16 protein-coding genes and 1 pseudogene are annotated in these 16,527 nt (G+C 55.6%); 9 read left to right on the top strand and 8 right to left on the bottom strand.

Features of this window, described 5'->3' with window-relative positions:
• Window positions 1-429 precede the first annotated feature (429 nt).
• Window positions 430-657 (bottom strand): M15 family metallopeptidase, encoded by a 228-nt coding sequence (locus AC11W3_RS21185; RefSeq protein ID WP_484093729.1) that lies wholly within the window; start codon window positions 655-657, stop codon window positions 430-432.
• A 151-nt stretch (window positions 658-808) separates the two neighbouring features.
• On the opposite strand from AC11W3_RS21185, the gene AC11W3_RS21190 reads away from it, so the two are divergent.
• The 3 genes from AC11W3_RS21190 (at window position 809) to AC11W3_RS21200 (ending at window position 2,865) form a co-directional block, all read left to right on the top strand.
• On the top strand, window positions 809-1,495 hold the full coding sequence (locus AC11W3_RS21190) for an NlpC/P60 family protein (RefSeq protein ID WP_484093730.1): 687 nt from the start codon (window positions 809-811) through the stop codon (window positions 1,493-1,495).
• Window positions 1,496-1,512: 17 nt separating this feature from the next.
• Entirely contained in the window at window positions 1,513-1,950 is a 438-nt protein-coding gene (locus AC11W3_RS21195; RefSeq protein WP_484089224.1) for a hypothetical protein, read from the top strand.
• A 285-nt stretch (window positions 1,951-2,235) separates the two neighbouring features.
• Window positions 2,236-2,865: a hypothetical protein gene (locus AC11W3_RS21200; protein WP_484089223.1), complete on the top strand. Its 630-nt coding sequence runs from the start codon at window positions 2,236-2,238 to the stop codon at window positions 2,863-2,865.
• A 228-nt stretch (window positions 2,866-3,093) separates the two neighbouring features.
• On the opposite strand, the gene AC11W3_RS21205 is transcribed toward AC11W3_RS21200, so the two are convergent.
• The 4 genes from AC11W3_RS21205 to AC11W3_RS21220 all read right to left on the bottom strand — a co-directional run bounded on the left by AC11W3_RS21205 (window position 3,094) and on the right by AC11W3_RS21220 (window position 6,756).
• Window positions 3,094-4,377 carry a hypothetical protein gene (locus AC11W3_RS21205; protein ID WP_484093731.1) on the bottom strand — a complete coding sequence of 428 codons (1,284 nt, stop codon included), beginning with the start codon at window positions 4,375-4,377 and terminating at the stop codon, window positions 3,094-3,096.
• Window positions 4,358-4,948, bottom strand: a complete 591-nt coding sequence (locus AC11W3_RS21210) for a glycoside hydrolase family 19 protein (RefSeq protein WP_484089221.1) — start codon at window positions 4,946-4,948, stop codon at window positions 4,358-4,360. The genes AC11W3_RS21205 and AC11W3_RS21210 overlap by 20 nt, the downstream gene beginning before the upstream one ends.
• Window positions 4,949-5,349: 401 nt before the next feature.
• Window positions 5,350-5,892 carry a hypothetical protein gene (locus AC11W3_RS21215; protein ID WP_484089220.1) on the bottom strand — a complete coding sequence of 181 codons (543 nt, stop codon included), beginning with the start codon at window positions 5,890-5,892 and terminating at the stop codon, window positions 5,350-5,352.
• A 324-nt stretch (window positions 5,893-6,216) separates the two neighbouring features.
• A complete protein-coding gene (locus tag AC11W3_RS21220; RefSeq protein ID WP_484093732.1) occupies window positions 6,217-6,756 on the bottom strand; it encodes an SH3 domain-containing protein in 540 nt (179 codons plus the stop codon).
• A gap of 428 nt (window positions 6,757-7,184) precedes the next feature.
• On the opposite strand from AC11W3_RS21220, the gene AC11W3_RS21225 reads away from it, so the two are divergent.
• The 6 genes from AC11W3_RS21225 to AC11W3_RS21250 all read left to right on the top strand — a co-directional run bounded on the left by AC11W3_RS21225 (window position 7,185) and on the right by AC11W3_RS21250 (window position 13,523).
• Entirely contained in the window at window positions 7,185-8,075 is an 891-nt protein-coding gene (locus tag AC11W3_RS21225; protein ID WP_484089218.1) for a hypothetical protein, read from the top strand.
• 431 nt (window positions 8,076-8,506) lie between these two features.
• Window positions 8,507-8,638, top strand: coding sequence for a hypothetical protein (locus AC11W3_RS21230; protein ID WP_484089217.1), 132 nt, complete (start codon window positions 8,507-8,509; stop codon window positions 8,636-8,638).
• Window positions 8,639-8,809: 171 nt separating this feature from the next.
• Window positions 8,810-9,397 carry an HD domain-containing protein gene (locus AC11W3_RS21235; protein ID WP_484089216.1) on the top strand — a complete coding sequence of 196 codons (588 nt, stop codon included), beginning with the start codon at window positions 8,810-8,812 and terminating at the stop codon, window positions 9,395-9,397.
• 431 nt (window positions 9,398-9,828) lie between these two features.
• A complete protein-coding gene (locus AC11W3_RS21240; protein ID WP_484089215.1) occupies window positions 9,829-10,617 on the top strand; it encodes a DUF5020 family protein in 789 nt (262 codons plus the stop codon).
• A 299-nt stretch (window positions 10,618-10,916) separates the two neighbouring features.
• Window positions 10,917-13,097 carry an aldehyde ferredoxin oxidoreductase C-terminal domain-containing protein gene (locus AC11W3_RS21245; protein ID WP_484089214.1) on the top strand — a complete coding sequence of 727 codons (2,181 nt, stop codon included), beginning with the start codon at window positions 10,917-10,919 and terminating at the stop codon, window positions 13,095-13,097.
• 132 nt (window positions 13,098-13,229) lie between these two features.
• Complete coding sequence (locus tag AC11W3_RS21250; protein ID WP_484089213.1) at window positions 13,230-13,523, top strand: DUF2845 domain-containing protein; 294 nt, start codon at window positions 13,230-13,232, stop codon at window positions 13,521-13,523.
• 75 nt (window positions 13,524-13,598) lie between these two features.
• On the opposite strand, the gene gdhA is transcribed toward AC11W3_RS21250, so the two are convergent.
• From gdhA to AC11W3_RS21265, 3 genes and pseudogenes are all read right to left on the bottom strand, one after another.
• The gene (gdhA, locus tag AC11W3_RS21255; RefSeq protein ID WP_484093733.1) at window positions 13,599-14,945 is read right to left on the bottom strand and encodes an NADP-specific glutamate dehydrogenase; all 1,347 of its coding nucleotides are present in this window, start codon (window positions 14,943-14,945) and stop codon (window positions 13,599-13,601) included.
• Window positions 14,946-15,233: 288 nt separating this feature from the next.
• Entirely contained in the window at window positions 15,234-15,641 is a 408-nt protein-coding gene (locus AC11W3_RS21260; protein WP_484089211.1) for a hypothetical protein, read from the bottom strand.
• Window positions 15,642-15,877: 236 nt separating this feature from the next.
• Window positions 15,878-16,527, bottom strand: a pseudogene (locus AC11W3_RS21265) (SAM-dependent methyltransferase); the annotation flags it as partial.

The following is a 16,527-nucleotide window of genomic DNA, read 5'->3' on the forward strand; positions in this document are numbered from 1 at the left end:
AGAAGTGGACCAGGCCGATCATGAACTGGAAGGCAGCCATGAACCGTTTCTCCATCCTTTTTGAAGGACGGGTGCCGAACCACTAAACGCCACCCCCTGACTTTACACAAAACTATTTACAGGCCCGAAGAACCACGACTAATGTCCACCCAAGATCTTTCGTCTGAAGACACTATAAATAGCCTCCACCCTTCTGGCGCACCGCACTCTTGAACCGTGACTCCCTCAGCATCATAGGCGGCAGTAATCGACACGGACGGAAGGTGGCAATCCCTTTCTTTAATAGAGGTGTACACCGGCTCTGCACTTGCTGAAGCTGCAAAATAGGTAATCAATGTACTGCATAGACTCAAGATAACAAATCGCGCTTTATGCATGTTTCACTCTCCTTGAAAAAGAAGGTGGCGGCTATAGATATTGCCTGCAGTACTATTTGCACTTACGCCGACTGTTGACCCTGCCTTCTTCTTCCCATCGTAGAAGCTTCTTTTCGCTGACCTCGAAATGCATTCCATCCTCTTTACGAAATGCCGCACCCCACACCCAACCGTTACGATTGAACAGAGGGGCTATCAGCGTTAGGCCGTATAGCACTGTCCCGTTCCCCCTCCCGCCCCTTTTGGGAGAAGACATGTTTGTCGATCTGTTCAGCGACATGGCAAAGGGGGCCGAACAACCGGGTGCCTGGGTGGAGAAAAGAAGAGACCCTGTTATAATCCCACCCAATGTTGGACCAAAAAGCCAACTACCGTCCACTCTGCAGAGCCAACAGATTTGTAGAGCAATGAGCCCAAGTACGGAGGTGCCTATGGGATCTACTTTACGCTACGGTAGCCAAGGACCTGAGGTGCAGCATTTGCAAGAACTGTTGAACAGCACTCTTCTACTTTGCCCGAAACTTGTCCCCGATGGCTGGTTTGGCCCCTTAACAGAAGCTGCCGTCCGCCGCTATCAGGCAACAATAGGAATTGGCATCGACGGAGTCGCTGGCCCAATTACTTGGGAAGCCCTCAAGGGGGGCACATCTGGCCATCACATTGTTACTAATTATCTACCTGCCAAAGTTCTGGAGGCACGGTGGATGGCAATCGCGGTGCAGGAAATAGGACAGTCGCAAATCCGCGGACCGTGTCACAATCATCGGATTCTAGAGTATCACGCAACTACACAAGTTGCAGCGTCTACAGATGAAACTCCTTGGTGCTCTTCCTTCGTTAACTGGTGCCTTCGAGAGGTCGGTATCACCGGAACAAATTCAGCAGCTGCTGCAAGCTGGCTTAATTGGGGAAGACCATCTAACGCTAAAACAGGCGCGATAACAGTTGTCCATACTAACCATGCCGCTTCAACCTCAGGGTATCATGTTGCCTTCTTTAAGGAAGACTGCGGCTCCCGCTATCGCTTGCTAGGAGGCAATCAGAGTAATCAAGTAAAAGAATCTCTATACCCAAAATCGTCGTGGCGTGTTGTGGCATATCGTTGGCCAACGAAGTAACACTGAAAGGATGTGCTATGAGTACCCTCACGAGGTTTCTGACAGGAATATCCCTACTGCTTATGCTGATGGGGATTGCCTCTGCTGCTGAAGGAATTTCAGATGCTAACCAGTTTTGGCATGAATTTAGGCAGGCAGTTCTCACAAAGAATAATGCTCAACTGTCTTCAATGACAAGATTTCCGTTTGAAGTACGCGGTGTTGATGATAGCGATCCTGTTAAACGCTATGACCGCAAGACTTTCCATCGGATCTTTAAGCGGGTGCTCGTGCAACCTGTGCTTCTCCCTTCGGAAGGGAAGTCTGTTTCAAAGAGCATGCTTCAGGTTATTGAAGAGAAAACCCACCTCACCCGAAGAGATTACCTGACATCCAGCTTCATTCGAGTCCAGCAACTAGAATTCGAAAGGAGCAAAGGCCATTGGCTCTTGACGGGCGCATATCTGGAAGAGTAGGGGTGCTAATGGTAGGGGACATTGCAGAAAGTCGAGGGGAGGCCTCCTCGGGGTGCCTAATATTACCCACAGATTCTGTGGCTGAAGGGGAGACCGTTTGAGGTCGCACCTTTTGTTGCCATATTAGAACTTAAATTCTTAACTACACCCGGCTGGGGTTCCCCTAGCAGCCAATCAAATGTCAAAATATCAAGAACGTCCCGCGAGGGGTGCCCGCGAGGGGTGCCCCGAAGTTAATATTGAACGGGAGCGAATTCTGCCAAACCATGTAGATAGGGGATCAACATGAAATGTCCAGCATGTGGTAGCGAAACGAATTCCGCTGGGGAACAACTACATAGCTGCAAAGCAGTGGCCCTACACATAGCAGGTAAAATTCTCGGTGTTGACATGAACCACCGGGTTTGGATTAGAAAAACAGCGCGCGATTTTGAAGTCACAGGTTGGAGCCAGAGGGGACTAACTTGGGGAAATATGAACGAGCTAGCTAAGCTGATCTATCCAGAAGTGGAACGTGCCATAGATGAGGCATACATCACAGCCTCACTGGATCCGTCTACTCTCCCAAATGCCGAAACGGTAACGGCTAACCACGTAGCCGAGATGGCGCGGCAGCTAAATCAAATCATCAACGCTGTTGATCCCGAAGGAAGATTAGATGGCGAGGGTGTAGTAGCCCGCATTGTTCGCCTTAAAAGGAATGGGATGCTGCCAAGAAACGTTGCGGAGTTGATGTGTGCAATCAGAGAATATAGGAACACTGGGGAGCATGACACCGTAGGTTTTTCTGATGCTGACATTGAGGCAATAACAGGTGCGTGGAAGGTTATCTCTAGTTGGGCCTCAAGCCAAGGGATCATCCACCTCGATGTCCTGAATTCTGTGGAAGTTGGGAGCGAGATGGCGCCACGGTAAATAGCTTGAGTTTCAGAGATGTACCTCGGGTGCTAAGAATGGACTAGAAGCGACGGCGATCCTTATCGTCAGCAAAGATATCCTGCCGAGTGCCGCCGCGCAGGATCACGTGCTACACTGCACCTGGAGCATTAAGACGAGGTTTTCTTGGCCTGCCACAGCCTACCGGACACCCCGCCTCCAGTCTTCCAGTCCTGACCCTACCGCCTCCCTCCGCAGGGAAAAGCGCTATAACCCGCTACAGTCAGGGACCTCAACTTTATTAATGTCGAAGTTCCTCAAAAAAATAGGCCCAGGAGTCGGGGTCAGCCGGACAACAGCTGGATACAGACCACAACTAGTGGACAACACAACACTATCTTTACCGCTTTTAACTTCGACAGTTAAAGGTAGCATTCGATCAGGTGAAATACTGAGGTCATTATCTAGCCCCAATCTTCTATAGCAAGATCTGACATCATCAGTACCGAGGGCGCTGAGAGGGTAACGGGCTTCAAAGGTGAATTTCTTTCCTGCATCCGTACTGGTTCTGAATTCAACCGGTGGAATCACAACACGTGGCTTCCGAACTAAGTTTACTTTTGTCTCCTTCCCAGAATATGGTCCAGTGACCTCAACACTGAGGTAGAGATTGTTTGTGGTTGTTACTGCCCCGATCGTAGCTGCAAGCTTAGCCGGTTCCGCCGATGTCGACTGGCGTCTCGTCGAGTCGGTTTGGAACCCTTTGTCTGATACGACAACCGTCAAACCAGGCCACTCACCCGGCGATATCCTGCCATCAATTAGGGGGGGGCGATCGACCATTCCAGCCTGCACCTCATAGTACGCCCGCCGGGCCGACGGCTTCCCTTGCCCTTTCTCAATAGTCTCTTCGACCATCCCGGAGACGAGGTTTTGGTCCCGTGTCTTGGAGGCACCGGTGAGACGGTCATTGACGGCATTGATCCTGCGAATGAGCGGCCATTCTCCATTGGTGTAGCCGAACGTGTGAGCATAGTCCCACAACTCCCGGGAACCACCTGAGTGCGAAATGACAACTGTTCCATCAGTTATAGAGAGTGAGGCGAACGGATCTCCCATTACGCCACCTCGGTGTAATGGCATGATGCTCTGGAGGCTACATGCTGACCGGTTGAGCTGTTTATTCGCATCACGAAGCGCAATAACCAAAAGTCTCGGAGTATCATTATCCTCGTCCTTCGCTTCATCTTTGGCAAAAACCATTGCAGCGTCGGGACGGCCGTCATGGTTCAGGTCTCCCTCCGCCGTTACAATCAGCTTCCACCCTGGAGGAGCGAAACCGGTAGGAGACGGACTCTTTTGGGGAACGGTAACGCTCGCGGCGACAAGACTTGGTGGTCTTGATGTTGTGGCGACTCCTGTATTGTCACATTCGCCACCCAAAACTGTGGTTCGCGTCGCGGCCACACCAATGAACACAAGGGATCGTATCGTAAAAGGGGTTGGCATGTTTACCCTTCTTATAATCGAGCTATCGTGGATCGCGTCCATCTATATCTAGTGCCTTCTTAGCTCTTTTATATCTGGCAGTTCTGTCTTCTAGGCCATTATACCCACCGTTGATCCTGAGGGTAATGGTTCGAAAATTTTCAACTGAATCAGATTTGGTGAACCGATTCAGGCCCTTCATTTTCCAAAACCATCCTGCTATCCGTGCTGCATTTGTTGGTTCCATTGCCAATTCAGGGTTATTTTCCAAATCCAGTCCTAAGGCATGGCCAGCTTTCCTGTATCCTTCTCGCCCAGTAAGTTGGATATAACCTCGCCCACAGTATCTTGCTCCATCCCCGGGTTCCGTATTCCCTAAAAGTCGTGCTACTCTTTGCCGTTGAGGAGAAGGACTGTCTTTGTCGTACATGAAGAAGAAATAATCGATAGTTTTTTCGTCTGGATCATGAGTCCTCTCATTTTTCCACCTGCTGTAGCTTTTTTTCTGGAGGGTTCTACTGTTAAATACTGTTGTACCTCCGACCTCCTTCATTTTAGAGAAACCATCACTTTCATGTGCAACTTGCGCTATAAACATAGCCTGCCCAATAAGAGTGGTAATACCCGCATCCATGACTGCCTTGTTTAGGTCACGCGCTATGGAAGTTGCTCGATCACCCAAACCTGGTACCACTTCTCGAACCACATCTCCAGTGATAGTCCTTGGCCCGTCAATAACACGTTTGCTGCTAATTGCAGGCTCAGCATAATCATTTACGCCAAGAGGCCCAGGGGTAATGCCACGGACAGTATATCGCGAGGACGGAGAAGCTGAGTCATTGTGCCCTAATGGCCCAGGTGTGAGTGTTGGTGGGGCAAATGGATCCCTTCCTAGAGGCATATTGGACCTCGTGGTGCCATAAGGCAACAACACCGGCCTTATTGAATTTCTTGTACCAGACGCACTAGGCGAGTTTGCAGCTGCACGGCGTTGCTGCTGGTTGGCTAGTGTGGCGTTATCCAAGTTGCTTCTCTCTAGCAGACCCTCCTGATGTTAGGCATAAAAATGGAGTTGGCTATCTCTTGCATCAGCTGAAAGTTCAGGCTCATGTAGTGTCCGATGACTTTGCCGGTCGATGAATAGAACCAGTCATAAAAGCTCGCACCCATGTCCTGGTAGTCCTTGAGCGTCATCATCCGTCTGTCACACCTCGCACCGAATCCGCCACAAAGGACGAAGCAGAAATCACCGCCCATCTTCAGAAATTCGGGATCGGAAGACGCCGACCACTTCTCCAGAAAGTCCACAGCATACTTCTTCAAATCACAACCTACGTTGGCCAGCATCTCGGCAATGTAGAGTCCGCAAAGAAAGATCTCTTCGGAGACCTGCCTTCTTCGCAGTATCTCCCCGGAAATGTTTTCCCTAAGCCAGTCATGCAAGCTGGAATAGGGGAGAACGTTGCTGTCTCGTGAAAGGGTTCTCGCTACATCAGAAATATGGTCGGCTGAAAACCTCAGTTGGTTTTGCATCGCTCTTAACAAGCGCCTTTCTTCAATCGAGATGATCCTTGCCATGGCGACCTCCTTTTGCGTTGAGGCCAGCGCCCTTTAAATCGTAACAACTTCGGTTGGTTGAGCACCATTCATGGGGGTGCCGCTATCCCAAAGTGTATCATAGAAGGCCCAACTCGGGGTGAGGGGCAGGGTGGCGGCGAGGGGACTGAAGGTGATCGGCAGGTGCTAACGGATGTGGAAATGATTCTGGGCAGAAAGCGGGAGAGCGTTATGCTACGGGGATTGGAGCCGCGGCAGGTGAGCCTGCACCGGCGGACGAAGACGACGTCTTCGCCAGATGAAGCGTCCCCTCCCCGAAGGGAGGGGATGGAAATGGGGCAGGTTCTACCCTTTCTTCGTCTTTTGCTTGTGCCCTTTCCCGGAGGTGGCGGCGAGGTTCTTTCCTCGGCCGTTATGGGCCAGGGTGACCTTGATCTTCTTGATCTCCTTCTGGACGTTCTCAACATCCCTGTTGAGGGAGAGGACGTTCAGTCTGAGGTTCGTTATCTGTACGGCGAGCTGCTCGTTGGTAGGGATCTCTTTTACTGCCGGAACCGGTTCGGTTTTTGCGACTTCCGGTTTGTCGGGAGTCACGGCCGGGGCGGCGACCTTGTCATTGGTTTCGCTCAGAGCCCACCCGCCCACATATCCTTTGACCCGTCCATCCTGGGAGAGGATCTTTACCCAGCCACCGCCACACTTTTCGGCGGTCACGCGGGTGTCCTTTTTCAGGTTGGTGACGACCTTGGACTTCTTGCTCGGGCTTTTGCGGAGGCGAATCTCCGGTGCAGTCACCGTACATGTCGTACTTTCCGCCAGAACTGGCGCGGCAAAAGACGTCAAAACAGCTGCTGAGACTAATAAAACCCGCATCCTTTGATTCATGACAACCTCCAATAGAAATAATTCATTGCTGCATGTTAATAATGCAATGGGAGCGGGATTATATGACGTCAGACTGATCCATGCAAGAAATTTAATCTTCCCACTGTTTATGACCGGCGCCGGGAGCACAGGGTGCGCCGGCGCCGCGGGTGAGATGAGCTTCTGGTGCGGCCCCGCAGATACTTCCGTGTTGACACAGGAGATCTGCTTGATGTAGGCAGGGCGCAGCCTGCATAGAAAATAGTTCATGAAAGCTCTACCCGCACCTCGACAGCAACGTGGGTGAGGGAGCGTCACTCGTTGGGCGAATTGTGGGAAGGTTCTTTAGTTGCCGGAATCTTATCCTGAGATTGACAATTACTGCATAGTCACGGTAAAACAGAGTGTGCTTTTTTCCCAATAATGAAATGCAATGTACAGGAGCGGGTATGACAAAGACTATTATCAGGACAATGGCCACTTTATTGATTGTGGCAGTGATGGCTCTTGCCGGCTGTGCAGGTAACCAGCAGGGGTATCAGAAGGCATTCGATGGCAAGTACTCCCTTACCCACAACCAGGCTTCCTTCCCTCATTCATCCGAGGCGGTTTTCAAACTGGTGAAGCAGACCTTCACCCAGCAAGGTTTCACCATTGAAACGGCTGACATGAAGTCGGGCATAATCAAGGCCGTACGCAACATGGCTGACAAGAACGACTCCGAGATCTCCTACAACATCCAGGTGTCAGCGGATGTTTCCGAGGTGCCAGGGGTTGAGACCAACGTTTCGCTGGCTGCCAGCCAGCAAACCATCCTCCACCGCTCGACTACCACGTGGTGGCACCTTCTCTGGATTCTGCCCATAATCCCGACCGGGACCGAATATCAGACGCTGGTGATCGCGGAAGGCAATGTCACCGACCCCGGGTTCTATACCGACTGCTTCAACTCGCTGAAAGTGTCTGTCGCCAAATACGACTTCGCTGTCAAGAAGGCCGCGGCAGAGAAAGCGGAAGCTGAAAGAATTGCCGCGGAAAAAGCAGCTAAGGCCAAAGCCGAGGCTGAGGCGAAAGCGGCTGCCGAAAGAGCCGAGGCAGAGAGGGTGGCTGCTGAAAAAGCAGCGAAATTGAAAGCCGAGGCCGAGGCGAAGGCTGCCGCCGAGAAGGCCGCAGCGGAAAAAGCTGCTGCTGAAAAAGCTGCCGCTGACATCGCTGCCAAGCTGAAGGCGGAGGCTGACGCCAAAGCTGCCGCTGAACCCGCTGCAGGCGCGAAACCTGAAGCGAACGCCAAACCTGCCGATGGGACTGTGGTTGCAAAGGATGCCGCCGCAAAGCCCTGATCAGGAATAAAGGGGATGCCGGAGGCACGTAAACCTTCGGTATCCCCGATGCCCTCCCTTAGAAATCAAGCTCCTCCTGCTCGAACCTCCTTCGCCGACGGTGTCATCGGCCTCCTCTTAAGCTTCATCCTACTTCCACTTTCCCTCCACATTTCTTCCTCATTCCTCAGCTATGGTGAATTAACTGCTTAAGGAGGCATATGAGCCTCCTGCCTGAGTTTTGCCGTCAATAGGATGGGCAAAAAATAGGTCTTTGCGCCGTGACAGCCACCTCCTCGTGTCACGGCGCCTTTTTCTGCTTTAACGGTGGGAGGAAAAGGCAAGTGGTTCGGGACAAAGGAGAATCAAGATGAAGAAAAGAGTCGAATACATAGCTTTAATCGTGATGGTAACGACCCTGCTGTCGGGATGTATCGTTCCGCCGTGGTGGGATGACGGGTACGGTTATGGTGGCAGGCATGGTGGCGGGCACCACCATGGGTACTATCATGATCGCTGGTAGCTCCGAAACTGGAGGGGCGGAGGTCCGCCAGGGGATGGTCTCGGGGGGCGCGTCTTCCTAAAGACGGGTCCCCTTGGCATGATCCGCAGCAGAGAGCGCCTGATAGATATTGACAACCGCCGCCCGTAGGGGCATAAATCCTGACCGTGTCCCTGCCGAGGCCAAGGAGAGAACGAGCCCCGGCACTTCGGCAGGCACCATTAAATCGAAGCTTTGAAGGTGGAAGAAGCATATGCAGCGGATAGCCGGTTTCATACTCGAACTCGACAAGCTCAAGGGGGTTACCAGAAAGAACCGGCCCCTCGGGCTGGACCGTTTCGAAAACTCAGCGGAGCACAGCTGGCAGATCGCGCTCCTGGCCATGTCCCTTGTGCAGTACGCCGATTCTGCGATCGACATCAACCGCGTGGTGGGCATGCTGCTCGTCCATGATATCGGCGAGATCGACACCGGTGACACCATCGTCTATGCCACCGAAGGATGGGAAGAGCGGAAGGAGGCCGAGCTGGCGGCGGTGAGGAGGATCTTCGGGATCTTGCCGGAACCGCTGTGCTCACAGTTCCTGGACCTCTGGCTGGAATTCGAAGAGGGTGAAACCCCTGAAGCCCGCCTTGCCCATGCCGCGGATCGAGCCATGCCGGCTCTGCTCAATCTCTCCAATAACGGACAAAGCTGGCGGGAAAACGGCATCAGCTACCAACGCGTCGTGGACCGTATCGGTCCCCCCATCAAGGCGGGCTGCCCCGCGCTTTGGGATTATATCCGGGTCCGGCTCGAGGAAGAGCGCCAGAAGGGCTGGTTCGGAAGCGAGGCCCCCTAACCGGCTTGCTCCAGGCTTTCCTTGCCGGCTAATTCCTTATTTTCCGGCACCTTAGATGGGGCTTTCTAAGAACTTTTAACAACAAAAGTGATGATTCCCGCCAAAAATCGTGGTACCTTCCCCCGCCTATTGTGAAGTGGTCGATCAGGACCAGGCCCCGCCGGTCCGCCGCTAACGCAGCATCCTTCATCGCCTCCCGCAAGCCGCGTACGACTTCTCCCACTCAGCAGCAAATAATCGCGTCAGCTTACCCCGCGTCATCGGTGCGTCATTTCGCCTGGATTGCGGCCCCGTCAACACGTGCGGCCGTGCCCTCTGCCCCTCTTTCACACGAAGGGCCGGTGGCCCGGCATGACTGCGACAGTTAGTAAGCTCTGGCCCGAGCCCGATAACGAACAGGTAGTCAGCATTGAATCAAAGGAGATTTACTGATGAAGAGATCCATCCGCAGCACCCTGTCCAGAACCATTAACGCACTGGTCCTTGCAGCCTTGCTGCTGGCGCCGCTTGCCGCGGCAACCGAGGCGCGCGCGGGGAGTGCCGTCTGGCAGGAAACCGACCTCGAATACCTGTGGGGGACGAACTTCAAATCGCTGAAGACCAGGACCTCCTCGGACAACAGCCGCTCGACGATCACGGTGGAGCATGCCGATGCCTGGAAGTACGGCGATAATTTCTTCTTCTTCGACATCACCAATCCGGAGATCAACCGCAACGGCGCCAAGACCTCCATCTATGGAGAGATTTCGCCGCGGCTGAGCCTCGGCAAGATCACCGGAAAGGATCTGTCCTTCCTCTTCGTGAAGGATGTCCTCGTGGCGGGGACGCTGGAACTCGGTGCCGGCTTCCACAACTACCTTTACGGGGTGGGCACCAGCCTCAACATCCCGAAATTCAATTTCGCCGACCTCAACATTTACGTGCGCAATGACACCAACCAGCAAGGCGTTACCTACCAGCTTACCCCCGACTGGCAGCTTCCCTTCAGCGTCGGAAAAGCGAGCCTCCTGTTCGAGGGTTTCGCAGATATCGCCGGCGCCGAAGGCAACTCCGCCTTCAACATCGACTGCCAGCCGCGTCTGCTGGTTGATCTCGGTAACTTCTGGGGAGCCCCAGGGAAGATCTATGGCGGAACCGAGTTCATGTACTGGCACAACAAGTACGGCATCAAGGGTGTAGACGAGTATGCCCCGCAAGTAATGTTGAAGTGGGCTCTGTAGAAGTGGGCTCTGTAATGTAATGATTGCCGATGGCCGCCGAAGCTGGATTCCCACTTACACCCGCGGTAATGACGTGGGGAAGTAGTCGGGAGCACAGTAATGACATCCTCCACAATATATTTGACACTCGGCGTCGTCATAACGTATACAAAACTTGTTTTGCTATTGTTTTTGCGCCCGATAGTGTCCTGGCGGCTCGTGGATGTGACACCGTCAGTCCGGCGCAACTGAGTCATTCAACAACAGCTGATACATCTCCGGGATTGACCGAGACTGCAAGAGAAGGAAGGGAATGTCCAATGCAATACCATGCGACAAGTTTAAGCCGTGGCTATGCCAACAGGATTCTCACCATTGACCTTGGGAACGGCGCCATCGCCACTCCGCAACTCGACCCCAAAATCCGCGACTACTTCATAGGCGGCCGCAGTCTCGGCCTCTATCTCCTTCATCGCGCTACCACTCCGAAGACCAAGGCCCAGGACCCGGAAAACCCGCTGATCCTCGCCAACGGACCGCTGGGTGGCATCCCCCAGTTCCCTGGAACCGCCAAGGCCATGGCCATTTCCCTTTCCCCGATTACCGGCGTCCCCGGCGTCTCCAACTTCGGCGGCTATTTCGGCGCCTTCCTCAAATATGCCGGTTTCGATGCCCTCCAGCTCACCGGCAAGGCTGAGCAACCGGTTGTTATCGTCATCAACGGCTTCACTAACGAGATAACGATAGAGGCTGCCCCGGCTGACGACGAAGCCTTCGATCTTCAGACTGACATCGCGGCTCAATACAGCGCCGCCGGGTATCTGAAGCGGAATATCGCCTTCATGTCCACCGGTATCGGCGCCGCCAATACCAGCTACGGCTGCATCAACAGCCACTACTTCGACGTGACCAAGCCGGCCAAGGACGGCGGCAAAGGGGTCTGGCGCTCAAAGCAGGCGGGGCGGACCGGCATCGGCTCGGTGATGCGGGACAAGAACGTGCTGGCCATCGTGGTGCTGGCCGACTACCCGCACGGTGAGAACCCGTACGGGGCGGCGGACTGGGATAAGGTCGCCAAGGCAGGGACGAGGCTGCACAAGATCGTGAAGGAGGTAGATCCCCAGCAGCTGAAGATGCACCGGAAGGGGAGCGTCGGGCTCATCACCTTCATGAGCAAGGATGAATACCAGTCGCTGCCGGTCAGGAACTTCCAGGGGGGCTCCGACCCTCGTGCCCACCAGATCTGCGGCAAGCACTACGCCGAGCACCTCTTCGAGCATCGCGGCATGGATGGCTGCTTCCCCGGCTGCAACCTGCAGTGCAACAAGGGGGGGTGGGTGACCCTGGTCTCCGGCAGCCACGCCGGCCAGAAGGTCTGGGTGGACGGGCCGGAGTACGAAACCGCCGCCGGCTTCGGCTCCAACCTGGGGATCTGGAGCGCCGAGTTCATCATGGAGGCCAACTGGCACTGTGACAACTACGGCATCGACACCATCTCCACCGCCACCATCATGGCCTTCATCATGGAGTGCTTCCAGCGCGGGTACCTGACCGCCGCCGAAACCGACGGGCTGGAGATGACCTGGGGGAATGAGCAGGGGGCGCTTGCCTTCATGCACCGCCTGGCCCGCGGCGAGTCCGAGGTGGCCCGGATGGCGGGGAAGGGAATGATCGAACTGCAGGAATGGGTGGCGCAGCGCTACCAGCAGCGGACCGGCATCGATCCCCGGGGCGAGCTGAAGGTCTTCGCCATGCAGACCAAGGGGCTTCCCTTTTCCTTCTACCGCACCCACCGCTCCCTCTCGATGCAGGGCTCCTACGCCGCCGCCAGCGACATCGGCGCCCATCATGCGGCGGCCTGGCTGATCAAGGCCGATCTTCTCGGGGCCTTCCCGAGCTTCGAGGACAAGGCCCGGGCGCTGATGACCTACCCCCGGGTGCGGCTGGGCAACGACAACCTCGGCGTCTGCAAGCTCCCGTGGGTCGACGTCTTCAACCCCGAATCGGCAACCAGGGTGACGGGAGACGTTCACATCAATCCCGCTTCCCAGGAGATCTACGCCGACTTCTACAACGGCGTCCTCGGCACCGATCTCGGGTGGGAAGAGATCTTCGAGCAGACCGACCGTGACATCAACCTGCAGCGAGTCATGAACGTCATGCGCTACGGCGCGAAGACCATCGAGCAGGACTGGATTCCGGATCGGGCCATCGGACCGACCGAGGATGCGCTGTACGAAACCGAGCAGGAGTTCAACGATTCCGAGCTGGGGAGGCTCCTCGGGCTGGATCCGCAAAAGGTCGCCGCGATGCCGACCTCGGAAAAGCGGACCCTGCTCATGGAGCAGCGCAAGAAGGAGCTTCGCAAGCTGATCCAGGTCTACTACGAGGAGCGCGGCTGGAGCGAGGGGGGGATACCGAAGATCGAGTCCCTGCAGCGGCTCGGGCTCTGGGATCACCTGACACAGGAGACGCAGGCACAGCTCACTGCCCTGGCCTGAATAACCCGGGCATGCAAATAAGGAAATAAGGCGCAAAGAGGCGCCCGTGGTTTGTCCATCTACCCAAACGAGGTAGAATCGGATGAAGCCACGGGCGCTTTTTTTAACCTTGCCGGTGCTGAAGGGGGCCGCATGTTGAGGATCTTTCTGGTCGTCTCGCTCCTCGCTGTGACTTTGGTTGATCATGCCGCCAGCGCTGAAGAGTTCGAGTCCTGCCGGTGCAGCCAAGGGATTGCCGGCAAGGGTGACCTGAAGCCGGAGGTGCTGCAGAAGTGCGGGCAGCCGGCCTATGTCGATTACCCTCAAGACCGCGACTGTAATGAAATGTGGGTCTACAATTTCGGCCCCAACGAGTTCATGCAGGCTATCTGCTTTGACCGTCATGGCCGGCTCAACAAGGTCCTGAGCCTCAATACCGGGTACTGAGGTCTGAAGCGACAGGAAGACTCGGGGACGTTGTCGAGCGACGATGGATCGCAGGCGGCAACGTCCCCGCTTTATTTAGACGAGGCCGTGGGCGACCATGGCGTTGGCCACCTTGATGAAGCCGCAGATGTTGGCTCCCAGGACGTAGTTCCCGGGATCACCATATTCCTCCGCCGTCTCATAGCAGTTGTTGTGGATGTTGATCATGATCTCCTCCAGCTTCTTCTCCGTGTAATCGAAGGTCCAGGAGTCGCGGCCGGCATTTTGCTGCATCTCGAGCGCCGATGTTGCGACACCCCCCGCATTCGCGGCCTTGCCGGGTCCGTAGGAGATCCTGGCGTCCTGGAAGATCTTGATTCCCTCCGGAGTCGTCGGCATGTTGGCTCCTTCGCCGACCGCAAAGCAGCCACTCTCCACCAGCTTCTTGGCGTCCTTGCCGTTGACCTCGTTCTGCGTTGCAGAAGGCATCGCGACGTGGCAGGGGATATCCCAGATGTTCCCCTTCTCCACGTACTTCGCGTGCTTTTCATGCAGCGTGTACTCCTTGATCCGGCGACGCTGCACCTCCTTGAGGTCCTTGATCAGCTCGAGGTTGAGGCCTCTCTCATCGTAGATGACGCCGTTCGAATCGGAGCAGGCCACGCACTTTCCGCCGAGTTGGTGAATCTTTTCGATCGTGTAGATGGCGACGTTGCCGGCGCCGGAGACCGTGCAGGTCCTTCCCTCGAACCCTTCTTTCCGGGCCTTCAGCATCTCGTTGACGAAGTAGGTGGCGCCGTAGCCGGTCGCCTCGGTGCGGACCAGTGAGCCGCCCCAGGTAAGGCCCTTGCCTGTAAGGACGCCGGGCTCGTAGCGGTTGGTGATCCTTTTGTACTGGCCGAACATGTAACCGATCTCGCGGCCGCCCACTCCGATGTCGCCGGCCGGTACGTCGGTGTGTTCGCCGAGATGGCGGTAGAGTTCGGTCATGAAGCTCTGGCAGAACCTCATCACCTCGTCGTCCGACTTCCCTTTGGGGTCGAAGTCGGATCCACCCTTGCCGCCGCCAATCGGCATGCCGGTCAGGGAGTTCTTGAAAATCTGCTCGAACCCGAGGAACTTGATGATGCCCAGGTAGACGGTAGGGTGAAACCTCAGCCCCCCCTTGTAGGGACCGAGAGAGCTGTTGAACTCCACCCTGAAGCCGCGATTGATCTGCACCTCTCCCTTGTCATCCTGCCACGGCACCCGGAAGATGACCTGCCGCTCGGGTTCGCAGATGCGCTGGATGATCTTGCGGTCGGCAAATTCCGGATGCTTCACCAGCACCGGTCCCAGGCAGTCCAGTACTTCGAAAACTGCCTGATGGAACTCGGTCTCGCCCGGGTTGCGCTTGACGACTTCCTGGTAGATGCCCTCTATTTTCGCCTCCATTGGTGCCATGTGGTGCCCCTCCTTATGAGATTAAATGTTTACCATCTCTAACCCAAATCGCTGCTCAATGCAAATAAATTAGGCAACGATACGCATTTTATGCATAAATAGTGTGCACCGTGCCTAAGGATTGTGCAGGTTGCCGCGCTTCGGATCTTGCGCCGGGAACGGACAAAGAGAGACAGGGGCGGGTGAGAGACGAGGGGAGCGGGGCGGCGCTTGGCCGTCCCCGCCCTGTGGGCCGGATGGAGTCGGAGGGGAGATGCCAGCCGTTGAGAAGGTGTAGCGGCCGGAGTTCTATTTGAAAGGAATCACTTCCAGCTTCCCGTAATCCCCGAGTTGCGCCTTCATCGCATAGCGCTCCATCTGGATCTCCGTCTTGTCGCGTTGGCGGAGCCCGGGACGGCGGAAACGCTCCGGATGCCGCCTGAGAAGGGTCTGCTGGAGGATGAATCCGAGTGCGAAACAGGAAGCCCAGACCGGCTTGCGTTTCATGATCAATCCCACGGCGCTGCCGACCAGTACCGCCGAGGAGATGAGGTTCACGTTGTCCGCCGCCGTTTCCACAAGCCATTCGAGATCGAGCTTCCGAATCTGCGGCCTCATATCAGGGACCTGGTCCGCATAGAGGTTAAGGGGGCGATCGTCGAGCCGTTCGATCTTCTCATCCGTCTTCGGAGTCTCTATCCTTTCTGAAAGAGCCATCTTTCCCTCCTTTAATTCTGGGGGTGACCTTCTTGGTTGTCACTCACTTATCTTAACAGCGACGGGGCCTTACTCAATCGGGCCCCTTGTTTTTTCTGCTGGCCGGGCTGGGCCGGAAGCAAAACGTTTCACGCGGATAAAATCGGATAAATTCGGATTCAAATCGGATTTCAAGTACCCGTTCTTGTTGATTCTGATCAGATTTAGATCCGATTTTATCCGAAGTCAATCCCGCGCTAACCGCCTTTCCTGTCGCAGTAACGCATGAGGAAAAGCTGATCGCTGTACCGGTCAGCTTTGGCGAGGTCGTCTTTGGAGAGATCGGAGCCGGGGACGGGGCTCCTGAAGCGGCGCAGAAAGCGGCGCGCGTCGGAGTCCAGCGGGGCGTTGCGGTGCCCCAGCCGCCCGGGGATCATGACGGGGCGCAGCCGGATCGGCGACACGGCCTTCAGCAGGCAGGGATTGATAGTGAAAAGGGCAGTGCTGTCGCGGCAGGGCCCCTTCACCTTGCGGCCCAGGTAAAGGACGAAGTTGCCAGGGGACTTGCGGTTCTTCTCCATGCTTCGGATCCGCTCCACCTCCTCCGCGACAACCGGGAGAGCCTCCGCGTGTGCGAAGAGCAGCGGCTGGAGTCCGCTGGCGGCCACCATTTCCATCAACGGATCTATCCGGAAGGTATGGACGCAGGGGTGGAGCAGGGCGTCGGCCAACCCGGAACGGAAGGTGATTTCGTCGGAGGTTTCGAAAAAGCGCCGCAGACGGGAACCTGGCTTGCTGCGGCGGACCATCCTCAGTACCTGCTCCGGTTCGCGGACCCTCAAAATGGCCAGTGCCCGCCGGATCGATTCCTCCTCCCGGCGGGTGTACCGGCTGTAAACCATGACCC

This window comes from Geomonas sp. (assembly GCF_056994735.1).